Annotated in this window: 13 protein-coding genes; 5 read left to right on the forward strand and 8 right to left on the reverse strand. The window is 47.8% G+C overall.

What is annotated here, in order from left to right; all coding sequences use genetic code 11:
• The first annotated feature begins 216 nt into the window (after nt 1–216).
• From DFR28_RS02500 to DFR28_RS02510, 3 genes are all read left to right on the forward strand, one after another.
• Nucleotides 217–1,608: a hypothetical protein gene (locus DFR28_RS02500; protein ID WP_113952719.1), complete on the forward strand. Its 1,392-nt coding sequence runs from the start codon at nt 217–219 to the stop codon at nt 1,606–1,608.
• Between the two features lie 368 nt (nt 1,609–1,976).
• Entirely contained in the window at nt 1,977–3,632 is a 1,656-nt protein-coding gene (locus tag DFR28_RS02505) for a right-handed parallel beta-helix repeat-containing protein (RefSeq protein ID WP_113952720.1), read from the forward strand.
• A 324-nt stretch (nt 3,633–3,956) separates the two neighbouring features.
• On the forward strand, nt 3,957–4,883 hold the full coding sequence (locus DFR28_RS02510) for a glycosyl hydrolase family 28-related protein (RefSeq protein WP_113952721.1): 927 nt from the start codon (nt 3,957–3,959) through the stop codon (nt 4,881–4,883).
• Between the two features lie 130 nt (nt 4,884–5,013).
• Here the strand turns inward: DFR28_RS02510 and DFR28_RS02515 are convergent, their stop codons facing one another.
• From DFR28_RS02515 to DFR28_RS02530, 4 genes are all read right to left on the reverse strand, one after another.
• Complete coding sequence (locus DFR28_RS02515) at nt 5,014–5,208, reverse strand: hypothetical protein (RefSeq protein WP_113952722.1); 195 nt, start codon at nt 5,206–5,208, stop codon at nt 5,014–5,016.
• Nucleotides 5,209–5,907: 699 nt separating this feature from the next.
• Nucleotides 5,908–7,596 carry an AAA family ATPase gene (locus tag DFR28_RS02520; RefSeq protein WP_113952723.1) on the reverse strand — a complete coding sequence of 563 codons (1,689 nt, stop codon included), beginning with the start codon at nt 7,594–7,596 and terminating at the stop codon, nt 5,908–5,910.
• Nucleotides 7,597–7,651: 55 nt separating this feature from the next.
• Entirely contained in the window at nt 7,652–8,374 is a 723-nt protein-coding gene (locus tag DFR28_RS02525; RefSeq protein ID WP_113952724.1) for a TSCPD domain-containing protein, read from the reverse strand.
• A gap of 265 nt (nt 8,375–8,639) precedes the next feature.
• Nucleotides 8,640–10,748 (reverse strand): adenosylcobalamin-dependent ribonucleoside-diphosphate reductase, encoded by a 2,109-nt coding sequence (locus DFR28_RS02530; protein ID WP_342773275.1) that lies wholly within the window; start codon nt 10,746–10,748, stop codon nt 8,640–8,642.
• 1,212 nt (nt 10,749–11,960) lie between these two features.
• Here DFR28_RS02530 and DFR28_RS02535 point away from each other — a divergent pair.
• The gene (locus DFR28_RS02535) at nt 11,961–13,433 is read left to right on the forward strand and encodes an SH3 domain-containing protein (protein ID WP_170131947.1); all 1,473 of its coding nucleotides are present in this window, start codon (nt 11,961–11,963) and stop codon (nt 13,431–13,433) included.
• Nucleotides 13,426–13,917: a Fur family transcriptional regulator gene (locus DFR28_RS02540; protein ID WP_113952727.1), complete on the forward strand. Its 492-nt coding sequence runs from the start codon at nt 13,426–13,428 to the stop codon at nt 13,915–13,917. Before DFR28_RS02535 ends, DFR28_RS02540 begins: the two co-directional genes overlap by 8 nt.
• A 48-nt stretch (nt 13,918–13,965) precedes the next feature.
• On the opposite strand, the gene DFR28_RS02545 is transcribed toward DFR28_RS02540, so the two are convergent.
• From DFR28_RS02545 to DFR28_RS02560, 4 genes are all read right to left on the reverse strand, one after another.
• On the reverse strand, nt 13,966–15,264 hold the full coding sequence (locus DFR28_RS02545) for a replication-associated recombination protein A (RefSeq protein ID WP_211316820.1): 1,299 nt from the start codon (nt 15,262–15,264) through the stop codon (nt 13,966–13,968).
• 10 nt (nt 15,265–15,274) lie between these two features.
• Entirely contained in the window at nt 15,275–16,957 is a 1,683-nt protein-coding gene (gene ilvD, locus DFR28_RS02550; protein WP_211316821.1) for a dihydroxy-acid dehydratase, read from the reverse strand.
• A gap of 149 nt (nt 16,958–17,106) precedes the next feature.
• The gene (locus tag DFR28_RS02555; protein WP_113952729.1) at nt 17,107–19,656 is read right to left on the reverse strand and encodes an AsmA family protein; all 2,550 of its coding nucleotides are present in this window, start codon (nt 19,654–19,656) and stop codon (nt 17,107–17,109) included.
• 176 nt (nt 19,657–19,832) lie between these two features.
• Nucleotides 19,833–21,710 carry a right-handed parallel beta-helix repeat-containing protein gene (locus DFR28_RS02560; protein WP_113952730.1) on the reverse strand — a complete coding sequence of 626 codons (1,878 nt, stop codon included), beginning with the start codon at nt 21,708–21,710 and terminating at the stop codon, nt 19,833–19,835.
• Nucleotides 21,711–21,848 lie beyond the last annotated feature (138 nt).

Raw genomic sequence — 21,848 nt, forward strand, 5'->3', positions numbered from 1 at the left:
AATAATTTCAGCTATTTTAAATAAAATGCCAAATCATACGATCGAACGGGCATATTGATGACGAAGCTCTTCAGAAGTGTTTACATGACGTTCAGGGGCTGAGGGTTGTACATAATTTGACATCTGCCGTAATATACTAATGGCTGCCGTTCAGATATTCTGCTTTCGAATTTTTAAACCTGATAGTTTTTTAGTAAAGCCTCGGAAGGCTACTTTATGAAAAAAATAGTCATATCTTTGTTTATTTTACTTTCTTTGTCCGCCAATGTTGAGGCTCAATATTACTCAGAATCAACTGTATCGGCTTATCCCGGCCTTCCATATAATCCCAGTGTTCTGGGGCGGGTACAAAACAAGTTAGTGAGTTTTTTGGACACGGAGCAAGGGTTTGGAGTCTATGCTCAGGACACAATAAGCAAGACAGTCGACAAGCTTATTTCTGTGGATAGAGCAAAGCTAAATAGGGAGCGGCTTTCTTCCAATTATTTTACGACCCCTAATGGACTCTTAATCGATGTCTTCGGTAAGCTTTACCTGTCAAACGGCACTGCAGCGGGCACTTCACTTCTCAAAGATTTTGGGGAGACAGACAACGCTAGGTTTGCTCCGATCCGTGTTTCACGAATAGTTAATATTGAACTGGTTGGCAATACTATATTTGTTACACGTGCTGGTGAATCTGCCTTCTACAGCGAATCAGACTATACGATTTGGCGGATTGATCTCGATACTGCGCAGGCGAATCTTATTTCAGATCCGAATACGCAAGGACTGACTATGATCGCAGGGTCTGCACTCAATGATAGCGCTGTCGCCTTTGGCTATAACGAATCAAAAGGTTATTCTTTCTGGCGAGTCAGTCTCGAACAAGACCATTTGAGCTATATTAATGGATTTAGTGGTGAATTAGACCGGCGCTTGATGGTATCTGGTAAAAGCGTTCAATCTCGAACGGGACTCGTTTTTTGTCGAACATCTATTGCTGAAAGTGACTCGTCTCTCTGGCGATTATCGGCGGACGGTCGTCTTACCCGCTTGGCAGGCAACTGTAGCGGAGTCTTTGACACAAACAATGGGGATAAAGATAGCTTCTTCTTTACTACTAATGATGGTTTCTGGAAGGGTAATGGCTATCCCGATGGTAATGTCAGGTTGCTTCAAATTGATTCTAATTCCCAGGTGAATGCAGTCTGTATATCTAACTCTACTGCACTTATTTCATTAACACATCTCGATCCCGTTAGACCTACCTCAGCCACGACTCTTGATACTCAAACTGGCTTGAGTAAAAATTTTCCTGACGTAGAATTTACCGGCAGCTGTTTGAAGAACCGTGTTTTGCTGATTACAAACCGCGATGTTATTCCAACTAAATTATTTGTTTACGACAGTAGAGTTGACACACTTTATGACGTCAAGCGAACGCCGATATTATTTTCAGTTAATTCGGCAGTCGAGGTCGGTGAAGATATATTTTTTGCGAGCCAACCTTTTTCTAGAGTTGTAGATGAGCTGGTTCCCGCGGCTGGTCAACTAAGCCAGTTAACGTTTAAGCATGGGGATTTCATGAGTTTCCTGCCATCTATTCTTGATATTCTCGGTGAGTAGCTTATTAAACATGTCTGACGAAGTTTCGAAAATTCCTGATTCTTGTTACCTCTAGCTTCCTTTTAGGGCAAACAACAACCGCCCGACTCCTATTAATAGCAAGGCAAAAGCCTCGCAATTCGCGAGGCTCTTTATCGCACTGATTGGTTCAGCGTGACTACGTTGAAGGTTTCATATACCTCTGAAAAGAAACAGGAACAGACCGACGTTTAACTTAGTCGGCGATTGCCGAAAACCGTGGTTTATCCTCAAATTCTTTTATAAAAACTCACAAAAAATTGATGATACACTGATACTAGCAATGATGTGACGAGTGAATTGTTCGAATTCACTATCTTTTTTCATAGACGAAATCACGAGAACAGAAAATGCCTCCTTTGAACCATTTTGGTAAGACGTTATTGACACTGACTATTAGCCAGATGATCGCGACTCCCGCACACACCGCTTCGTTTTTAGTTGACAGTGCTCAAGATGACAACGGCGTAGGTTGCACTTTACGCGAGGCGATTGTTTCAGTTAATTTGGCGAACGAACAAGACGGATGTGTTAAAAGTGGTGATGCCTTCGGCGTAAGTGATTCAATTGGTTTTGACCCCGTTGAATTTGATCAAGCCAGTTCTCACACCATCACGCTGATCGCAGCGCAAGGGGGGCAGCTTTCAATCGCACCTGAAGTTTCACTTACCATCAATGGCATTGGTGAAGCAAATTTAACTGTCCACGGCGGAGGCGAAAACCGAGTTTTATACCTGCACGACAGCACACTTAGCGTCAACAACTTAACCATTGCCGGCGGGGATGCTAGCATAGGCGCGGGCATCTACGCCAAGGGGGCTAGCAGTCTAAGCCTCGTCAACACCACAGTTTCAGAAAACTCTGCTGAATTACGCGGCGGTGGCATCGCTGTTCAGGACACCGGTTACTTAAGCCTTACCGAAAGCACAGTATCTAATAATTATCGCGACGGTATTTCGCTTCGAAATGGCTGCAGCGCGAGCATGCGAAATAGCAATGTCACCGACAATAATGGGAGTGGTATTCAAATTAGAGGCACTAACCTCATCGACACTATGCAGATGCTCCCCGCGGCGCACTGCTACGTGACGATTGAGAACACACTCGTTACAGGCAACTCTTATCGTGGTCTCTCATCCTACTACGGCAAGGTTGATGTCATTAACAGTATTTTCTCGCAAAATCTTAGCGAGGGTATCTCCGGTTTGGCCGGCAGCAGTATCTCGATTTCCAACAGCACAATCGCCGGTAACAGCAGCACTGGAGTTAGCGCTTTGGGCCGATCAGCCCAAAGCACTGGCGGGCTGTACCCTTCTGTTGGCTCTGGGCTATCAATGACTAATAGTACGATATCGGGTAACGCCGGGCACGGAATTTCGTTGTACCAGTCTGGAGTTGCTTTGACAAATAGCACTGTAACGAACAACATTTCGCAATCTTGGGGGGGCGGTGTTTCTGTAGGTAGGTTTGCCACTTTAAGTATCAAAAATAATATTATGTCGGGCAACTTTGCCAAGAGAGGGGCAGAAGTGTACTTGGGGTATTACGCCAGTATTATTAGCGACAATGCAAATATTGTCGGTAGCAATGCAAAACCACTCGCGGAGGCAATTCTGCAATCTCCATTTGCCGATGGTGATGTTATTGGTGCGTCGGACTTTAATGCGACGTATGATGGACCATCAGCCACCTCAATCGCTTCAATCCTGAATCCGTTAGCTGACAACGGGTGCCAACAAACTGCTGGTCGAACTTCCGATGCAGTCTGCATCCAGACTCACGCCTTGGCCGTCAACAGTCTCGCAATAGACGCTGCGAATATAAGCTATTGTGGAGCCGGGACAGATGTAATTATCGATCAACGCGGTGAGACACGTACTGAGGGTCGCTGTGATATTGGTGCATTTGAAGGGTTCGTAGAGTCAGTTAATGAAGATCCGAATCAGGGTAACGTTGAGACTGTATTACCACTCATTAACGGTAAGACCCTGATCATAAGTTTATAGATCAATAAAGGTTAACCACATGGTGGACACCCACTTACCCCTTCATTTAATTTAGTCGGCGATCGCCAAAAACCGTGGCCTGAAGCTGTCCCCATTTTTATAATCATTGCGACTCTGTGTATACATACGTAGCGTTGTTATCTTGCAGAGTAAGAGTTTTCTTACCATCTTTTTCATCAACAATTACCCAACTTCATTAGTCCCTACCCAGAACACAGGGCCAGATGGCCTGTTGCGCGACAACGACCCGCACCCTACAGTCCTATACTGAGTACAGGCACATCAGAACTCTGATGGGTTCTCACGATTAAGTCAGAGGTGACTATGCGATTAAATATAGGCTTATTGGGATTGTTGTTTATTGCTTTGATAAATAGTGCTGTCGCACATAATAAAGTGGTGGTCGTGCCATTAGGTGGCGACGAATTTAAACCACTTAAAAACATAGTGACTGTGGCGAAAGCCAATGGAGATTTTACCAACATACAGGCAGCTATAGATTCAATTAGCAACGCTAGTGCAACGAATCCTTATGTGGTCGTAATCGGGCCAGGCCAATATGACGTTGCTACCACCATCGTTGCTAAAGAATATGTTGACATCACGGGCAGTGGTCAAGGCACTACGATTATTTCAGGATCTGTGCGAGCCCGTGGCTTTGATTCGCCTGCTGTATTTCTCGTCGCGAATGTTCGCTTGTCGAATCTCTCGGTACATAACACATCAAGTGGATCAAGCTATTCATTGGGGATTTCTGTTTTCAACCCATCGAACTTTCAAGATAATATAACGATTGAAAACGTGACAGTTCGAGTTGGTGGAGCACCGATCAATAGCAGCAGAGGTGTTTATGTTGAAGAGGGTTCAGTGTTGATCCGCAACGCCGATGTGCTTATCGAAGGAACTACCCCCAATTATGGCATTCGAGCCTATTCCGGTGACATCCGAATAGTCGACAGTCGTATTGAGGTTAATAGTGGCACTGTCAACCGCGCCGTGTATTCAGCGGCTGCCAGCAGCACCGTTATCGACCATTCAGATCTAATCGCATCGGGCACCGATGCACGAGCCCTGTATAGTAAAGCTACGGTTAAATATTCGACTCTAACCAGCACTGGCCTGTCAATAGAAAGTATTCACTCAGTGAAAGTGCATTGGTCAACCCTAGTTGGTGGCGTAAGCGGAGCGACGATTGAGTGCGCGTACAGTGCGGATGATAACGGTAACGAGTTATCGGCTGCTTGTGACTAATAAAGGGTTACGGCTTTAAGGTTACCCGTCTCAGCTAAGGCGCAGCCCTTTGCTACGGTCAGAACGGCTGATTATACTTGGCTCGCGATTTGTCGAGCCCAGTTAATTTAACCAAACACTTGCCTATAGTTCATTCTTGCAGTCTGCTCAAGATCAACGTCGAGAAGCGTCTTACGCCAAACTCGATGCTGGCTTCGTCTACTTCGAAATTCGGCGTGTGTGGGAAAGCAATATTGCCTAGATCACCGTTTGCCACGCCCATAAAGAAGTAGACGCCGGGTACTGCTTTTTGAAAGTGACCTAAATCCTCACTCGCGAAAGGCACGCGACCATAGTTATTCTGAACGCTCGATTCGCCATAAGTACTAATTAAATCGGCTCTGACCCCTTTTCGTCCAATATACTGAAGCTAGAGACAAGGATGACTCTTCTTCGTAAACGATTGGTATCGCTTGCCGATGCGGCCTTTTACCAATGTGTCTCGCGTTGTGTTGGTAATCTAGGTATATCGAACTCCATTTCGATTAATTCAAGCCACACTCCCTGGCCGACTCAGTAGACCTCTCCAATTAATGCGGCTCTGACTCCTTTTCTGGCGCCAATAGCTAGACACCCATTCACACCGAACACTGTTCGGTTAGCTGAACTCGAGCTTCCTAGAGTAGTCACGCCTGCGTGAGACCCGGACTCGCCTAAAATTTCGCCCAATTAAGCGACTGGTACAAAAACCGGACAATTACTGAAATGGGGTTGCATCTCTACTAATTAAATCGGCTCTGACCCCTATTATTCTTGTGGGATGCGTATGCATCAAGGGCGGCAGTAATGCTTTGCCTAAATCCAGATGGGTGACTGTTGCGGGTAGTTTTACCCAGCACAACCAAAGAAAATATCAGGCGTGAAGAGAGTAAATCGATGGCCTAAGAGTGAATCGGGCCCAAACCAATAGGCCGGGATTTGTACGGCCCGTTGACACAGGTTGGCTAATGGGTGACCCTCTTGTTCTCTGTTCCTAGCTTTTTTTCTAGTCTCGGACATAGCCGGCTAAAACATCGTCAGGTGATATTTCCTGAGGAGTCAACGCCAAATTATTGCCCGTTGTTTCTCTATAAATTTGTCTAGCCTTCTTAACAGCAGATTTTCCATGCCTGAATCTTTCGAGTTCGCTATCGATCATAGCGTTTGCTTCGACTGCAATAGCACCCATATCGATCCTTGCACCACCCTTATTCTTTCTAATGAAATCAATTCGTCCATTGACGTAACTGCTGATGTATTGTTGTTTTAACTCAATGTCCACGGCTTCAATTAGTTCAATTGCCTGTTTTAAAGACAAATCCGGGTTAGACCGACTGATGCACTCAGCGGTGAAATAGTGGCTCTCAATGTCGACTCCTGCTGTCAAAAATGGATTGCACTGCAAGGTCCTTATTTTCACTCTCCACTCTTCCCGCTCGTCCTCGCTCATGTAATCGCTATCCCTATGTACGACAACATTTGCATCGGGCTTAGAGCCTTTTATGACTTCAAGCAGAGGTCGGAGATTTTTTAAGCTGGTACAGCCGTGATATGAAAGAAAAAGAGACTTTTCCTCCTGGAAACCTGATACTAAAGCCAGATGTTTCAAACCACGACAATTTGTATCTTCAGTCAAGAATATATTTATCTTAGATCCATCTTCGGCAACCATCTCCTTGACATCTAAAGCTCCAATATCCAAGAAAATCGGAAGACTATAATCATCTCGAACTATTTCGGCTGTTCCTGCGCGAACCCAAACAAACTTCGCCTGACCTCTGAGCGTGTCAACTACATGTCTAGAATGTGTGGTCAATACCACTTGTGTGTGCCTCTCTTCAGAAACCGACTTCAAAAGCTCACACAGTAAACGCTGATTGTTTGGATGAAGATGTGAATCCGGCTCGTCAAGTATTATTAACGATGGATGGAAATAGTGGACGTAGCTCAGGATTTGTACCGCTTGTAAGATACCAGTGCCAGCCAGTTCGACTGGTACCTCGCGATTATCGTTGACGATATTCACGCCTATAAATTCATCGGTGTTGTTATTAAATGAAACTATTAGATCCATCTTCGGGAAAAGACTCTGCAAATCTATTAGAAAATTGTCCCAATCCTCGTTTTTTGCATTCAGCCTCAATAACACGTTTCTAAAAACTAGATTTGCGTCACCTCTTGCGATAGTCCGAAGTAAAACGCCATCTGACATGTACGTTTCGTTCTTCGCTATGCCAGATAATCCCGGTGAATATATAGTAAAAGGCTGTTCCAATGAACTGATAGTTTTAGCTGCTGCAACATTGGAGACAATCACTTGGATATTTCCGTTGCGCCCCTTCTTTGTCGTCACATCAATTAGCTGACCGTCATTCAGGGTGATTTGTACGCTTATGGCTCTTGCTTCATCCTCTAATAGAGTGCCGCCAAAACCCAAAGCATGAAGGTCTTCGCACGGGGTATATAAGAGTTCTGCTCGACTAAGACTGCTGCTGATGGTTTGTTTGTTACCCCACTTATCAAGTAAATTCATTGCTTGAATCAAACCTACACTAAAGTGCAAAGCTTGGACCAAAGTACTTTTGCCAGCGTTGTTTGCTCCTACGAAACAATTAATGCTGCCTAACTCAAAATTCGCGTCTTCTATGCCTTTAAAACGCCGCACCCGAATTCTGTCTATAGAAACTCCAGTCATGAAAACTCCCTCTCACTCCGTTACTTAATCAACCTTTAACATCATTGAGAATTGCCTATCCGCACTTGCTGTCGCCGCAGCTAAGACAAGTCATACACCCATCCATCAAAACTAAAGCCTTGGTGCTGCACTTAGAGCACACACTGGCCGATTCAGGAAACGCACCTTTCTCCAATTTCTTACCATCGCTCGCGTCTTGCGCGGCATCAATTTCTTCGCGTTTTTTGGCTAAGAATTCTTTCTGATGCTCGTCTAGATTGTCGGTTTTGATCATGCCGATCATTTGCATGTGGCGCTCGATGCAGTGGCCGATCTCGGCAACGATACTTGGCATAAAGATGCCGCCGGGCTTGAAGTAACCGCCCTTTGGATCAAACACGGCTTTCAGTTCTTCTACCATGAAGGTAGTGTCGCCGCCTTTACGGAACACCGCAGAGATCAAGCGCGTGAGAGCAACAACCCATTGAAAGTTGTCCATGTTTTTGGAGTTAATGAATACTTCAAACGGGCGACGTGCTTCGTGCTCGGTGCCTTCGTTTAGAATAATGTCATTAATGGTGATGTACATAGCGTGTTCGGTGACGGGCGTTTTCACCTTGTAGGTAGACCCCACCAACATATCTGGGCGCTTAACCGACTCATGCATACGCACTACTTCGGCTTTCTTTTGCTGCGCTTCGACTTCATCAGCGGTGGCTCGTCGCGCTTGATCTAATTCAATCGACTCAGCGGTTTTTACTTTGTAGCTGGTGATTTTGCTTTCTATTTTTTTAACCATGATTTGGTTCCTCTGTGGCGCGAGCCGCTCGGTGTGGTGGTGCCGACCGGCTTGGGTTTGCGCTAACTAATGTTCTGTAATTTAATATTTATTCTTAGCAGTACTTTCGCAAATACATGGAGCCAAAATGGTTTGAACCATGTATTTGCGTCGACGTCTCTTGGTGAGGCCATTTCTTGCTAGGCAAGGTGAGGAACTGTTTCAAGTAAGTAACGCGCTTAAAATTATTCCCCAATGCGGACTAGCGTAAAATGGATGCTCCCAATTAGAACTTTCCGTAGTAACCTTCTTTCAAAGCATCGAACAAGTTCGCTGCGGTATGCGTTTCACCGTCATACTCAACTTCTTCGTTACCTTTTAACTCCATAGTTGTACCGTCTTCTAAAGTGAATTGGTAAACGGTGTTTTCCAAATCATCTTCTTTCACCAGCACGCCTTGAAATGCCTCTGGGTTGAAGCGGAAGGTGGTGCAACCTTTTAGACCTTTGTCATACGCGTACATATAGATATCTTTGAAATCTTCATACGGGTAATCGGTAGGTACATTGGCGGTTTTTGAGATGCTCGAATCAACCCACTTTTGCGCTGCCGCTTGAATGTCGACGTGTTGCTTTGGTGAGATAGTGTCCGAGGTCACAAAGTTAGCAGGTAGTTGCTCTTCAGGATTCTCTGAATACGGCATTGCGTTAGCGTTAACCACTTCACGGTAGGCCAACAACTCGTATGAGAATACGTCTACTTTTTCTTTGGTCTTGCGGCCTTCACGAATAACGTTACGCGCATAGTGATGTGCAAAACTTGGCTCGATACCGTTGCTGGCATTATTCGCCATCGACAATGAAATTGTGCCGGTTGGCGCAATAGAACTGTGGTGCGTAAAACGCGCACCAACTTTCGACAATTCTTCGACTAACTCAGCGTCCACTTCAGCGATTTGCTGCATGTAGCGACTGTATTTAGCGTGTAACTCAGCGCCACTTACTTGGTCACCAACTTGGTAACCGTCTTCGGCCATTTCAGGTCGTAAGCTCAGCATTTCTTGATCAACCGTAAAGGTCTCGGTCATGATCGGCGCTGGGCCTTTTTCTTTGGCAAGTTCGAGTGCTTGATTCCAACCTGACATGGCCATTTCGCGTGCCACACGCTCAGTGAATTCAACCGATGCTTCGTCACCGTAGGTCATGCCCAACATAGTCGCTGTTGAACCCAAGCCTAAAAAGCCCATGCCATGACGGCGCTTACGCTCGATCTCATTGCGTTGCCCTTCTAATGGCAAGCCGTTGATTTCGACTACGTTGTCGAGCATGCGAGTAAACACGCCAACCACTTCACTGTATTTTTCCCAGTCGAAGCGCGCTTCGGCAGTGAATGGATCAACCACAAATTTAGTCAGGTTCACAGAACCTAATAGGCAACTGCCATACGGTGGTAACGGTTGCTCACCACATGGGTTGGTGGCACGAATATTCTCAACAAACCAGTTGTTGTTCTTAGTGTTAACTTCGTCAATCAAGATAAAGCCAGGTTCAGCAAAATCGTAAGTCGACGTCATGATCATGTTCCACAAACGATTAGCTGGAATCGTGTTGTAGATTTTGCAGGCGGTAAGGCCTTGCTCATTTTTGATGTAACCGCCTTCGGCTGGGTAACGACGCCAAATAATTTCAGGTGAGGAATATACGTCGAGCTGATCTTGTTTAGCTTCTTTCTCAGTCACCGGGAATGACAAATTCCAGTCGGTGTCATTTTTAACCGCTTCGATAAATTCCGAGGTAATCAACAGTGACAAGTTGAACTGACGTAGACGACCGTCTTCACGCTTGGCGCGAATGAATTCCATAACATCAGGGTGACTCACATCAAACGTGGCCATTTGCGCGCCACGACGGCCACCAGCCGATGACACGGTGAAACACATTTTGTCGAAGATATCCATAAACGACAGCGGGCCAGAGGTGTACGCACCAGCACCCGACACATACGCACCTTTAGGACGAAGTGTGGAGAATTCATAACCAATACCACAACCTGCTTTGAGGGTCATGCCGGCTTCGTGGTTCTTATTTAGGATGTCGTCCATTGAGTCGGTAATAGTGCCCGACACGGTACAATTAATGGTCGAAGTTGCCGGTTTGTACGCTTGTGCGCCGGCATTAGAAATAATACGCCCTGCAGGCAATGCACCGTTATCTAAAGCCCATACGAAGCGCTCATACCAATGCTCACGCAAGGCATCAGTCTGCTCTACACCAGACAAGGCACTGGCAATACGCTCAAAGGTGTCATGCGTTGTTTCATCAACAGGCTTACCGGCCTTGTCTTTCAAGCGATATTTTTTATCCCAAATGTCAGCCGATGTGGACTGCAGTGACATTTGTTTGAGTTTCTTCTCTCCGCCTTTAGCCGCGGCGAGTGCGGTAACGTGCTGGCTTCCTGCTTGCAGGTCTTGTACGGGCTTGCCCATTGGGTTGGTCCTCTATTCTTTTGTGTTGTCAGCGCAGGCAGTTAGTAAAACCAAGTCGGGATGGGTCGACATGAAGGTTTAATCTGCTCTTCGCCAAAAAACACAGGTGTTTTATGGTTAGGTATCGGCATTTATTTACTACTGTTAATGGGATAACCAATAACAATAGATAGAAGGAAAGCAAAAGCCGCGGTATTAACACGGCAGGTAACTCAGCATTCCCCTTCTCTTGGTCTGTCACAACGGATTCAGCGTAAAACCCACTTTATCTAAGCGCTGGTATCATGCCGAGGCACGTCGCACATTTGCGAATAATTCAGCAAGCAGCATGTCAAAAGTTCTCAATTTAAAACTCTTACCCAAAAAAGCTAGCAAATTGATATTGAGCTATCGGTGTTCGGTTTTGCATGCACATTGGTTCTGCTGAGTGATGCTAATGCTAAAGGCTGAGTCTTAAGTTGCTCAGGCTCAGTCAACAATCACCAGCAAACATAACCGGTCGAAAACAATCACTAAGCGACAACTTGATGCAACAAGCAAAGACAAACAGCAACAATCACAAACAGACAACGTGGCGACGATAAAACAATCAATTTCACGCTACATTTTTAAGCTCGTCTTACGACGATCCCACATTACGCTAACCCGGCATAGACGTTAACTTAACACTAGATTTTGGCCCGCTGCATGGAATGGAAAATCACGTCGAAATGACGTAGATATCAGCGTTTTCAATACCTTAGCGCGTTTTTTGAAGAAATGGTTAATCCTTAAAAAACACTATATGTTGTGGTCATGACCAGAGCAGACCCAAAGATAATGGGTCGAAGACAAAATCGCAAGCTGTTTATGAAGTTTTGAGGGTAATTATTATCGTCGATAATTTATTGGCGATTTTGGTAGACAAAACGCCTAAAAAAAGTTGTCGACCTCTAAATAAATAAGTGATAAACGGCTACTTCGAAGCCCTACATTAACGCGTCCCAGCCAATCCTTTTTTCTGCTTTGAAAGATGCTACACTTTGCGCAATTATCCGTGATGTTGAAATGATTCGCCAACCCTCATTACCACCAACCACACATAACGCTAATCGCGTTCTACCTCGCTCAAGGCTGCACATTATGCGCCTGCTGGTAAGCGTGGTGCTGAGCCTATGGTGTGCTGGTTTGGTTGCCAACGCGCAAACCGATTTTCCAATTCACGCGAACTCCCCAAATCTGAAAGCCGAATTTAAAAAAGAGTTGGACAAGTGGATGGAGCGCGCCTACGAAGGCGATGCAGAGGCACAATTCAAAGTTGGCGTATTATTTGCCAATGAGCAGTTCAAATCAGCCGATTACGAACAAGCCGTGTACTGGTATAAACAGGCGGCTCGCCAAGGCCACACCTTAGCGCAATATAATTTAGGCCATCAATACTTAAACGGCATTGGCGTAAAACCCAGTGAAGCAACGGCAATGAGTTGGTGGTTAAAAGCAGCCAAACAAGGCCACCCTTTAGCGCAGTTCAATGTTGGTCGCGCCTACTATTTGGGCATAGGCCTAAAGAAAGACTTGAGCCTCTCACGGATCTGGTTTGAGCGAGCCGCGAGCAACCAAGAACCGCGCTCAATTGAAATTCTTGAACAACTAGGATGGGCCACGCCAGGCCAATACGCGGTGAGCAAGCAGCCAGACACAGCGCCAGTTGCAGTGATTGAACAACCTAGCGCACCGCAAGCGAACACACAAAAAGCAACGCCCAAAGCCCTAGCCCAACCAACACCAAGCCCAGCGGCCTCAGCAGCGGCGATTACCCAAACACCGATCGACACCGCAAACGATTCATTGGTGATTACCGAACGTCCACAACGCGACAGTTTGGCGCGTCGCAGCGATTCACAGGAAATCACTTCCAAAGTACAACCAGTCAAAGTACAGCCGGTAGCACTGCCCGCCGCTAAACCACCCGTTATCGAGCAAGCTAGTGCGGCTAAACCAGCGGCCTCCGAGTTAGCGCAATCGAGGGTCGTTGAACAAGCACGGCAAGGCGAGACAGCGTCGCTAGAAAAAGCGCCAGCAAAAACCGAACCCGTCGCTACATTACCAGTTAGCCAGCCAAGCGTGTCACCCAAACCAACAGTTGTTGAAAGCAATAGCTCAAACCGAGCCAGCTCGTCGCCCGCCAGCAACACAGCGCAAGAACCAGCAAACAGTGCTGAAGCCAGTCATGCGATTGCGGTATATACCAATCCGGCGATACGCAGCGTATTAATCGCCGTGCTTGAAGAGCGCGATCAGTTGCAAGTCGTATCGCCCGATACAGAATGGACCGCGGTTCGTAGCCCACAGGGGTTTCCAGTATGGGTCAGCGGTGACTACATTCGCGTCAATGCGGGTCGCGGCACGATTACCGGTTCAGCGGTAAACGCGCGCTCGGTGCCGATTGTTATCCGCGGCACAGTGGTAGGCCGTCTCGACAAAAACGAAACGGTGACGGTGTTAGAGTCACGTGGTAATTGGTATCGAATTCAATCACCAACACGTTTTCAAGCCTGGGTTAAAACCAGCGAATTGAAAACTCGACCACAACTCAGCCGAGCACAGAATGACTGACCAAAACCAGGTAATTTCGCCGTTTCTAGGCGACCATGATCACAGTCATTGTGAATCGCAGGCCCTTGAAGTTGCGTTAGAGCAGTGCCGTAAAAAAGGCTTGAAGCTCACCAAGATTCGTCAGCAAGTATTGGAAATCATTTGGTCTCAACACAATCCAATTGGCGCTTATGATGTATTGCAACAGCTGCAAGCGCAGGGGCACAAACCCGCGCCGCCAACCGCATACCGGGCGCTTGAATTTTTAGTAGACGCTAAGTTGATTCACCGCATCGAATCGTTAAACGCCTACATTGGTTGCCCTTCGCCGGAATCGAGCCACCAGTGCCAGTTCTATATTTGCCGTGAATGTGGGCATATTGCCGAACTGAACAACAGCGCGGTATCTGATGCGCTATCCGCTGGAGCGGCAGACTTAGGGTTTCGCAGCCAACAGCCGGTGATTGAGGTGCATGGTATTTGCCGTGCTTGCCAAGCTGACTAGCGTAGAGAATAGCTCTGCTAGCGGGCTAATAAAATTATTGGCTAGCCGCTACTTATTCTGCGCACGCAGGTAAGCCAATTTCTCACGTATCTTAATCTCTAAACCACGCTCTACCGGCTGATAAAACTCAATGTCGCTTAACTCGTCGGGCAAATACGTTTCGCCCGCGGCATAGCCTCCTTGCTCGTCATGCGCGTAACGGTAACCCTTACCGTAGTCGAGCTCTTTCATTAATTTAGTTGGCGCGTTGCGCAAATGCATGGGCACTTCCAAAGAGCCTGTCTGCTTAATTGCCGACATAGCCGATTTGTACGCAACATAGACCGCATTACTCTTAGCCGCCACTGCCAAATAGATAACCGCCTGCGCTAACGCCAACTCACCTTCTGGACTACCCAGTCGTTCTTGGCACTCCCATGCGTCTAAGGTAATTCGCAACGCGCGCGGATCGGCATTGCCGATATCTTCGCTCGCCATACGCACGACGCGACGCGCAATATAACGCGGGTCGCAGCCACCATCAATCATGCGACACAGCCAGTACAATGCGGCGTCTGGATCAGAGCCACGCACCGATTTATGCAGCGCCGATATTTGATCGTAAAATGCTTCGCCACCTTTATCGAATCGTCGCGTGGTACCACCAGCGAGAATTTCAGCTATAAGCTCAGAAGTTATTTCGCCGTCTTCGGTTAAGTCAGCGGCTATCTCTAGCATGGTTAGCGCACGTCGCGCATCACCATCTACCAACTCCGCAAGCTGATGTTTAACCTCATCCGCCATGCGCAAATTTAGCGAACCCAAGCCAAGCTCTTGGTCTTGCAAAGCTCGATCAATCAACGACACTAAATCATCAGGGCCTATCGACTGCAACACGTAAACCCGCACCCGTGACAGCAATGCGTTGTTAAGTTCAAATGAAGGATTTTCAGTGGTAGCACCAACAAATAAAATGGTGCCATTCTCTATATGAGGCAAGAAGGCATCTTGCTGGGCCTTGTTGAATCGATGTACCTCATCGACAAACAATACAGTATTACCCATGCCCGCGCGCTGGCGATCACTCGCGGTTTGCACCGCTTCACGAATATCTTTGACTCCCGATAACACCGCCGACAACGACACAAAGGCCGCATCACTTTGGTGCGCGAGTAATTTCGCTAATGTGGTTTTACCGGTGCCGGGCGGCCCCCAGAACACCATGGAATGCAGCTTACCGCTTTCAATTGCGGATCGCAGCGGCTTATTCGGCGCGAGCAACTGCCGCTGACCGACCACGTGTTCCAAACGAGTTGGGCGTAATCGGTCAGCAAGTGGCTGGCTAAATATTTCTGGAGCGGGAGTCACCCAAACAAGCTTATTCGTCGGTAACGCAACCCATAGATGCGTTTTTGACGTAGCGAATATATTTAAACAAGGTGCCGCGTGTCGCTTTCAAGGCCGGCGCTTCCCACTCAGCCAAACGCTGAGCTAACTCCTCGTCGGACAGATCGACTTCAATACAATTATTGACGGCATCCAAGGTAATAATGTCACCATTTTTAACCAAGGCGATGGGGCCGCCCTCTTGCGCTTCTGGCACCACGTGCCCAACAATAAAGCCATGCGAGCCACCGGAGAATCGACCATCGGTAATCATCGCGACATGCTCACCTAAACCCGCTCCCATAATAGCCGAGGTTGGTTTAAGCATTTCTGGCATGCCCGGCCCACCTTTAGGGCCTTCATAGCGAATAACCAGCACATCCCCTTTTTCAATATTGCCGGCTTCGAGCTGATCAATCATGTCTTGTTCGCCGTCGAACACCTTAGCTGGGCCGACAAACTTTTCACCTTCTTTACCAGTCACCTTAGCCACTGCACCTTCAGGTGCTAGATTACCTTTTAGAATTTGAATATGACCGGTACGTTTAATCGGGTTAGATAGCGGACGAATAAGGTCTTGGCCTTCGCTTAACGAGGGAAGCTCCGCCAAGTTTTCGGCCAAGGTTTTGCCAGTTACCGTCATGCAGTCACCATTTAACAAGCCAGCGTCTAGCAAGAATTTCATCACCGCAGGCGTGCCACCAACATTATGCAAATCTTGCATCACATATTGCCCACTTGGCTTGAGATCCGCCAAGAACGGTACGCGGTCGCTAACTGATTGGAAGTCATCAACGGTGAGGTTAATATCAAGCGCACGCGACATCGCGATTAAATGTAACACCGCGTTAGTCGAACCACCAAGAGCAGTGATTACGACCATGGCGTTCTCGAAAGCTTCGCGGGTCATTATGTCGCGTGGCTTCAAATCAATTTCTAATAGATGCTTAAGCGCCGCGCCAGCGCGTATACACTCATCTACTTTTTCAGGATCCACGGCTGGAGCCGAAGCGCTGTATGGCAAACTCATGCCCATTGCTTCGATCGCGCTGGCCATGGTGTTAGCGGTATACATACCGCCACAAGCACCGGCACCGGGGCAAGATTTCTCAACGATTTCTTGGCGCTCATCATCGGTTATGGTTTCGACAAGGAATTCCCCATACGCTTGAAACGCCGAAATAATATCGAGCTTACGACCATTATGATGACCCGGCTTAATCGAACCACCGTAGACCATAATCGACGGACGGTTTAAGCGCGCCATCGCCATTATGCAGCCCGGCATGTTTTTGTCGCAGCCTGGGAGCGCTATCAATCCATCGTAAAATTGAGCCGCCACTACGGTTTCAATTGAATCAGCGATAATGTCACGCGACTGCAGGGAATAAGCCATGCCTGCCGTGCCATTGGTGGTGCCATCGCTTACCCCAATGGTATTAAAGCGCATACCTACCAAGCCAGCATCTTGCACACCCGTTTTCACGTGTGCTGCCAGGTCATTCAAATGCATATTGCAGGTATTACCTTCCCACCACACACTGGCGATACCGACCTGCGCCTTGTTCATGTCGTCGCGAGTTAAACCCGTGCCGTAGAGCATGGCTTGGCCAGCACCCTGTGACTTAGGTTGCGTAATGGTGGAGCTGTGTTTATTGATTTTGTTATCAGACATAAGCGCTGAGGTCATGCGGTTAAATAAAGCGGGACGTTGATTCTACACGGCGCTTGCGGCCAATAGAACCTGAAAACCTCATTTATCCGCACCACTTATTATGCTCGATCACAGCGCGAGCCTAGCCTAAGCAACGCGAGTTTTGTTTACTACCCGTCACTTGGACTCAATAACTGCTCCAATAACTTTTTACGCTCAGCTCGACGTTTTTGTTTTTCGTTCAATTCTGGTTCAGGCGGCGTGTCAGCAACCGGCGCTGGATCGCTCGATACCGGAACATTACTGAACGCTTGATCGCCGCTCACTGATTGCTCAGTTTGGACCTCCGGTTCTGCTTGCCGCTCACTAATTGGACGCTCTTTTCCAGGTGTCGCTGGTTGCTGCTCAGTGGCTTCAACGGCTCCGTCGCGTTCGCCAACAGGCGGCTTAGCTTCTTGGCTTGAATTGTTCTTATCTTTCTTTAGCGCCTTTTGAATTAGTACTTGCTTAATCGCATCCGCAGTAGACAGTTTTTCACCACCTTCAATGCCGTACTTTTCTTTAAGCAGCTCGCCCTTTTTAGTATCCAATTTGGTCTTCGCATACGCCTTATACAACGCTTGCATATCGGGCAAACAACTCGGCGCTTCAAACGATCCACGGCAACGCACCGGAATCGTGTAACCCTGTAACTTAGAAAGCTTTTCGCCAATGACGCCGTCGATACCTTCTTGCACAACCACGCGTAAGTTGTAGTCTAATGTTTGTGTCGCAAGGTCAACTTCACCGAAACCAGTTACCAACAACCCCGGCGCGACTAATTTAAGGTCGTTGTTGCTGAGTTGAAAATCATTGAGTGAAAACGTGCCTATTAGTTCACCGAATTTAGTCACATCCGATTGCTTGCTTTGTACTTCTTTGTCGGCCGTTGCATCGGCTTGTTGCTGCTCGCCTTTACTCAATAAATTAGCCACGGTGTTTGCTTGCGCTAGCAGTCCGAGCATATCGATGCCGTTCAATGAACCATTGCTGGCAAGCAACTTAATAACACCTTGATTGCTTTGTTTGCCAGCTCGTTCGGTCACCGTAACATCGACATCTAGCATGCCAACACCGCGCAACTGGTCGGTGATATCTGCGTCGGTTAATAGTTCGCCTAGTTGCACCAAATCCATGTTCTGCTTAACACGCAATTGGGCCTGGTCAGACTGTTGCTGATACGCTATTTCTCCTTCCAACTTACCTTGATACAAATTGGCCACTGGCGTGATTGAAACGTTGCCATCTTGCGAGACCACTGTCACATCAATATTGCTCAACTGTACGCCACCTGCGATAAATTGCTTGGCACGGAATCGACCGTTCGCGTTTACTGCATGGAAAGCCGCCATGGGTATTGCCAAAGCCTCACCGCCACTCACGGGTTTGCTTGCGCTCAAACCTTGGCTCTCGTCAGCCTTAGGTAAGTAGTTATCGAGATTCAAGCTATCGAGTGACAAGTCAAATTGCATCGCCGGATTGGTGAAATTCCGAATAGACGCTGATCCAGTTAAATGACTCTGATCAACAACCAATACTAACTCGCTTAACGCGGCCGACTCCATATCGGCAACAAATGCGGCTTTAAGTGATACCGCATTGAGTGCATTTGAATTAGTCGGCGAATAATCCACATCGAACTCAGATAGTAATTTGTTCGCGTTAAACTCACTTACCTCGACACGACCAGTGACACGCGGCGCGTCCATTAATTTGGTTATTCGTGCGTCAGATATCGTGGCATTCAGATTAGCAATAGTCGCCACTAGCTGCGGCGCATCCAAGGTTTGTTGAGTCAGATTGATCGTTGCATCTGGCAGCGACAAATCAATCGCTTGGGCGCCACTAACCGAGACCGAGGCACCAAATAAGCTAATCACTTGTTGCGGCGACACCGCAATGCTATCAACTTCGAGCTGCACGGTTTGATCAACTTGAATAAGCTCGACCTGTAAGCGCTCCAACTCCGCTGCCAAACTTTCTCGATCTATTTTGGCGCGCGCGCCGAGATCAAACTTGGTTTGGTTATAGCCACTGGCCGACGTCGCGTCGGATTGAAATAATTGTCCTGACGCATTGAAATCAGCAAGACTGTCACCGATCAAGTTGCCGGTAGCCAAGTTCAATTGCTTGATTTCGGTGCGCGATCCGGCCTGACGGTCATCCAACACAATAGTGCCATCCGTCAATTTAACGCCCTGCACCACCAATGCCACCGCAGCACCCGACGCATCTGAACCGCTATCAGCCGACGCCCCATTCGCTGCATCGGGTTCGCCATCAGACAGCAATCCAGACCAACTGTCTACGCCATTTTTGAGTGTTACTAAACGAATGGTAGGTTGCTCAAGGACTACGGTATCGACCTCTACCCGCTTGCTTAGAAGCGGAATCAGTTTCACCCTAAGCTGTGCACTGTCGACGCTGACCATGTCGCCACCAATACTTTCTGGTTGAGCAAAATGGAGCCCTTCGGTACGAATACCGAGCCACGGGAACACCGACACCGACAAGTCTCCTTCGAGGCGCATCTCGCGCCCAGTTTTGTCCTTGACTAAGGCCGTGAGTTCATCACGATAGTCATTCGGGTCAATTACCGCTGGAATCACGATTGCTGCCACCAACACCAATAGCGCCACAGTCAGCAAGGTTCCAGCTATCCACTTCAACAATTTCAACATCTAATTACACCTAATTTATCTCTAGCCTATGCTACCAATAACGCGAGTGTAGAGTAGCTAGATGAACCAAACATTAACGCACCAGCTTAGCCTTGGAACGATTCACCAAGTTGAGCCAGTCCAGCAATGATCAGCCGCCGTTCGACACGCAGCAGTTTTGAGCTAGTTAATATTTGTTATAGCGGCACTACAACCGCTTTTGTACCATTGCCCAATGGAATTACGATAAAGCCGTCTTCTTCCGTCGGTTCCTCGTACGCCCCCACATCACAACGCCCGTCGCTACGTAATTCGCCGCGCTGATCTTGCGCTAAGCAGTTGGCGTTGTCGCCGGTATTGCGGGCGATACTAGTATTGTTCAGCGCATGGGTTTGAGTAGCGCCGCCATTATTAGCCAAAGCTAACAAGCTTGGATCACCACTCCGACTTGCCGCACAAGAAGCATCTTCGATGATTGATGCGGTATCGACGTTGACCGCACCGAAGCAGTCTCCACCACTTGCAGAGTTAGCAACAATGCTGTTGCGCAATGTCACCGTTTGATCGTAACCGAACAAGCCTGCACCGGCACTGCTCGCGTGATTTCCAGAAAAAGTGGTGTGCTGGATAAGCGCGCCAGCCGTATAGCTGTGCACACCACCACCGGACACCGCGGCGGTATTACCTGACAACGTACTATTACTCAGCGTCAAGTTACCATCAACGGAAAGAATGCCTCCACCATATTGAGCCGCGCTATTGCTAACAAAGGTACTCGTACTAAGTGCCAGTGATGAGTTGTAGCCATATAGACCAGCGCCATCGACGCCAGCCGAATTATTTGAAACAGTGCTGGTATCGAGCGTCAAATCACTGCCAAAAAGGTACAGACCGCCACCAAACCCGCTTGCGACATTCTTATCAAACGTCGATGTTGACACATTCAACGTGACAAAACTCGCGTATAAGCCCGCCCCTGTTGACGTGAGGGTTTGGCCGGTTGCCGTGTTATTGCTCAGTATCGAGCTACTTAACGTGGCGCTCGGCCCCTCAACCAGATCGAGCCCTAAAAGGCTCAAGCCACCGCCGTAGTCCTGCGCTACATTTGAGTCAATTAGCGTTCCGCTGATGGATAAAAATAATCCCTGCCCATAGGCTCCGATGCCGCCACCACTAACACTCGCCATGTTATTGCTGATTTCACCACCGGTAATATTTACTTGATTATTAGTGCCGCCCAAATATATTCCACCGCCGTAGGTGGCCGCATTATTGTTGGTAATGGTTGAGTTGCTAACATCCAATATGACATTCGTCGCAAACGTACCTAGACCTCCACCAAACCCCGAACTCGCCTCGTTGTTATGGATCGTGGAACCAGCAATGCTGACGCTAGCATTAGCGCCACCAATAGATGAGCCGTAATACAACAGGTAGATACCGCCGCCTTCGACATCGGCGGTATTGCCCGATATGTCACTGTCCTGCACAGTTAGCTCAGCGCCCTCCCCCAGCGCGATACCTGCGCCACTTGGAGCCGCGTTAACGCTAATGGTCGAATCACTTAAGGTCAGCGCTGAATAAGGCTCGAGCATAATACCGCCGCCGTAATCAGCGGCCGAACCGCCAGTGATCGTCACATGACTCAACGACGCGCTAGTGCTTGCACCGACACTCAATACTCGACTCGACTCGCCACCGTCGATGGTAATACCACCGACACTTGTGGCATCAATTGTGACGTCACTTTCAAGTAGTAGCTCCCCGGCGCTTAACGTAATCGTGCCACCACTGTCAAAGTTGATGGTTTCATTGGTGCCTCCGCTAGAAATACTGCAGCTGCTTCCTCCATTTCCACCATCCTTAATAGTTTTAATCGCTTGCCGCAAAGTGCAAGTAGCCCCCGTTCCAGCATCAGTATTATCATTCACTGTCACCAGTGCGGCATGCGCTCCAGAGCTAGCTAAGCCAACACCTAAGCCGATAATCGCGGCAGTAACCGCTCGACTCAGCTTGGAAGGTATCAAGCGAAAGTCGGCATCGGCGTTTATAACAGGCGAGCTTGAATGGTGCATAGAGAATATCGTGCTGTGTTAGGAAAGCATTTGCTGCTTAAATTAAGTCTTGTTTCAGCTGTTGGATTATCGTAAATCAGACAACAGAAACGCAGTGCGGTAGGGCTAGCACCACATTACCGTAAAAATTGCACACAG

Source organism: Arenicella xantha (assembly GCF_003315245.1).
Taxonomy (GTDB): Bacteria; Pseudomonadota; Gammaproteobacteria; order Arenicellales; family Arenicellaceae; genus Arenicella; species Arenicella xantha.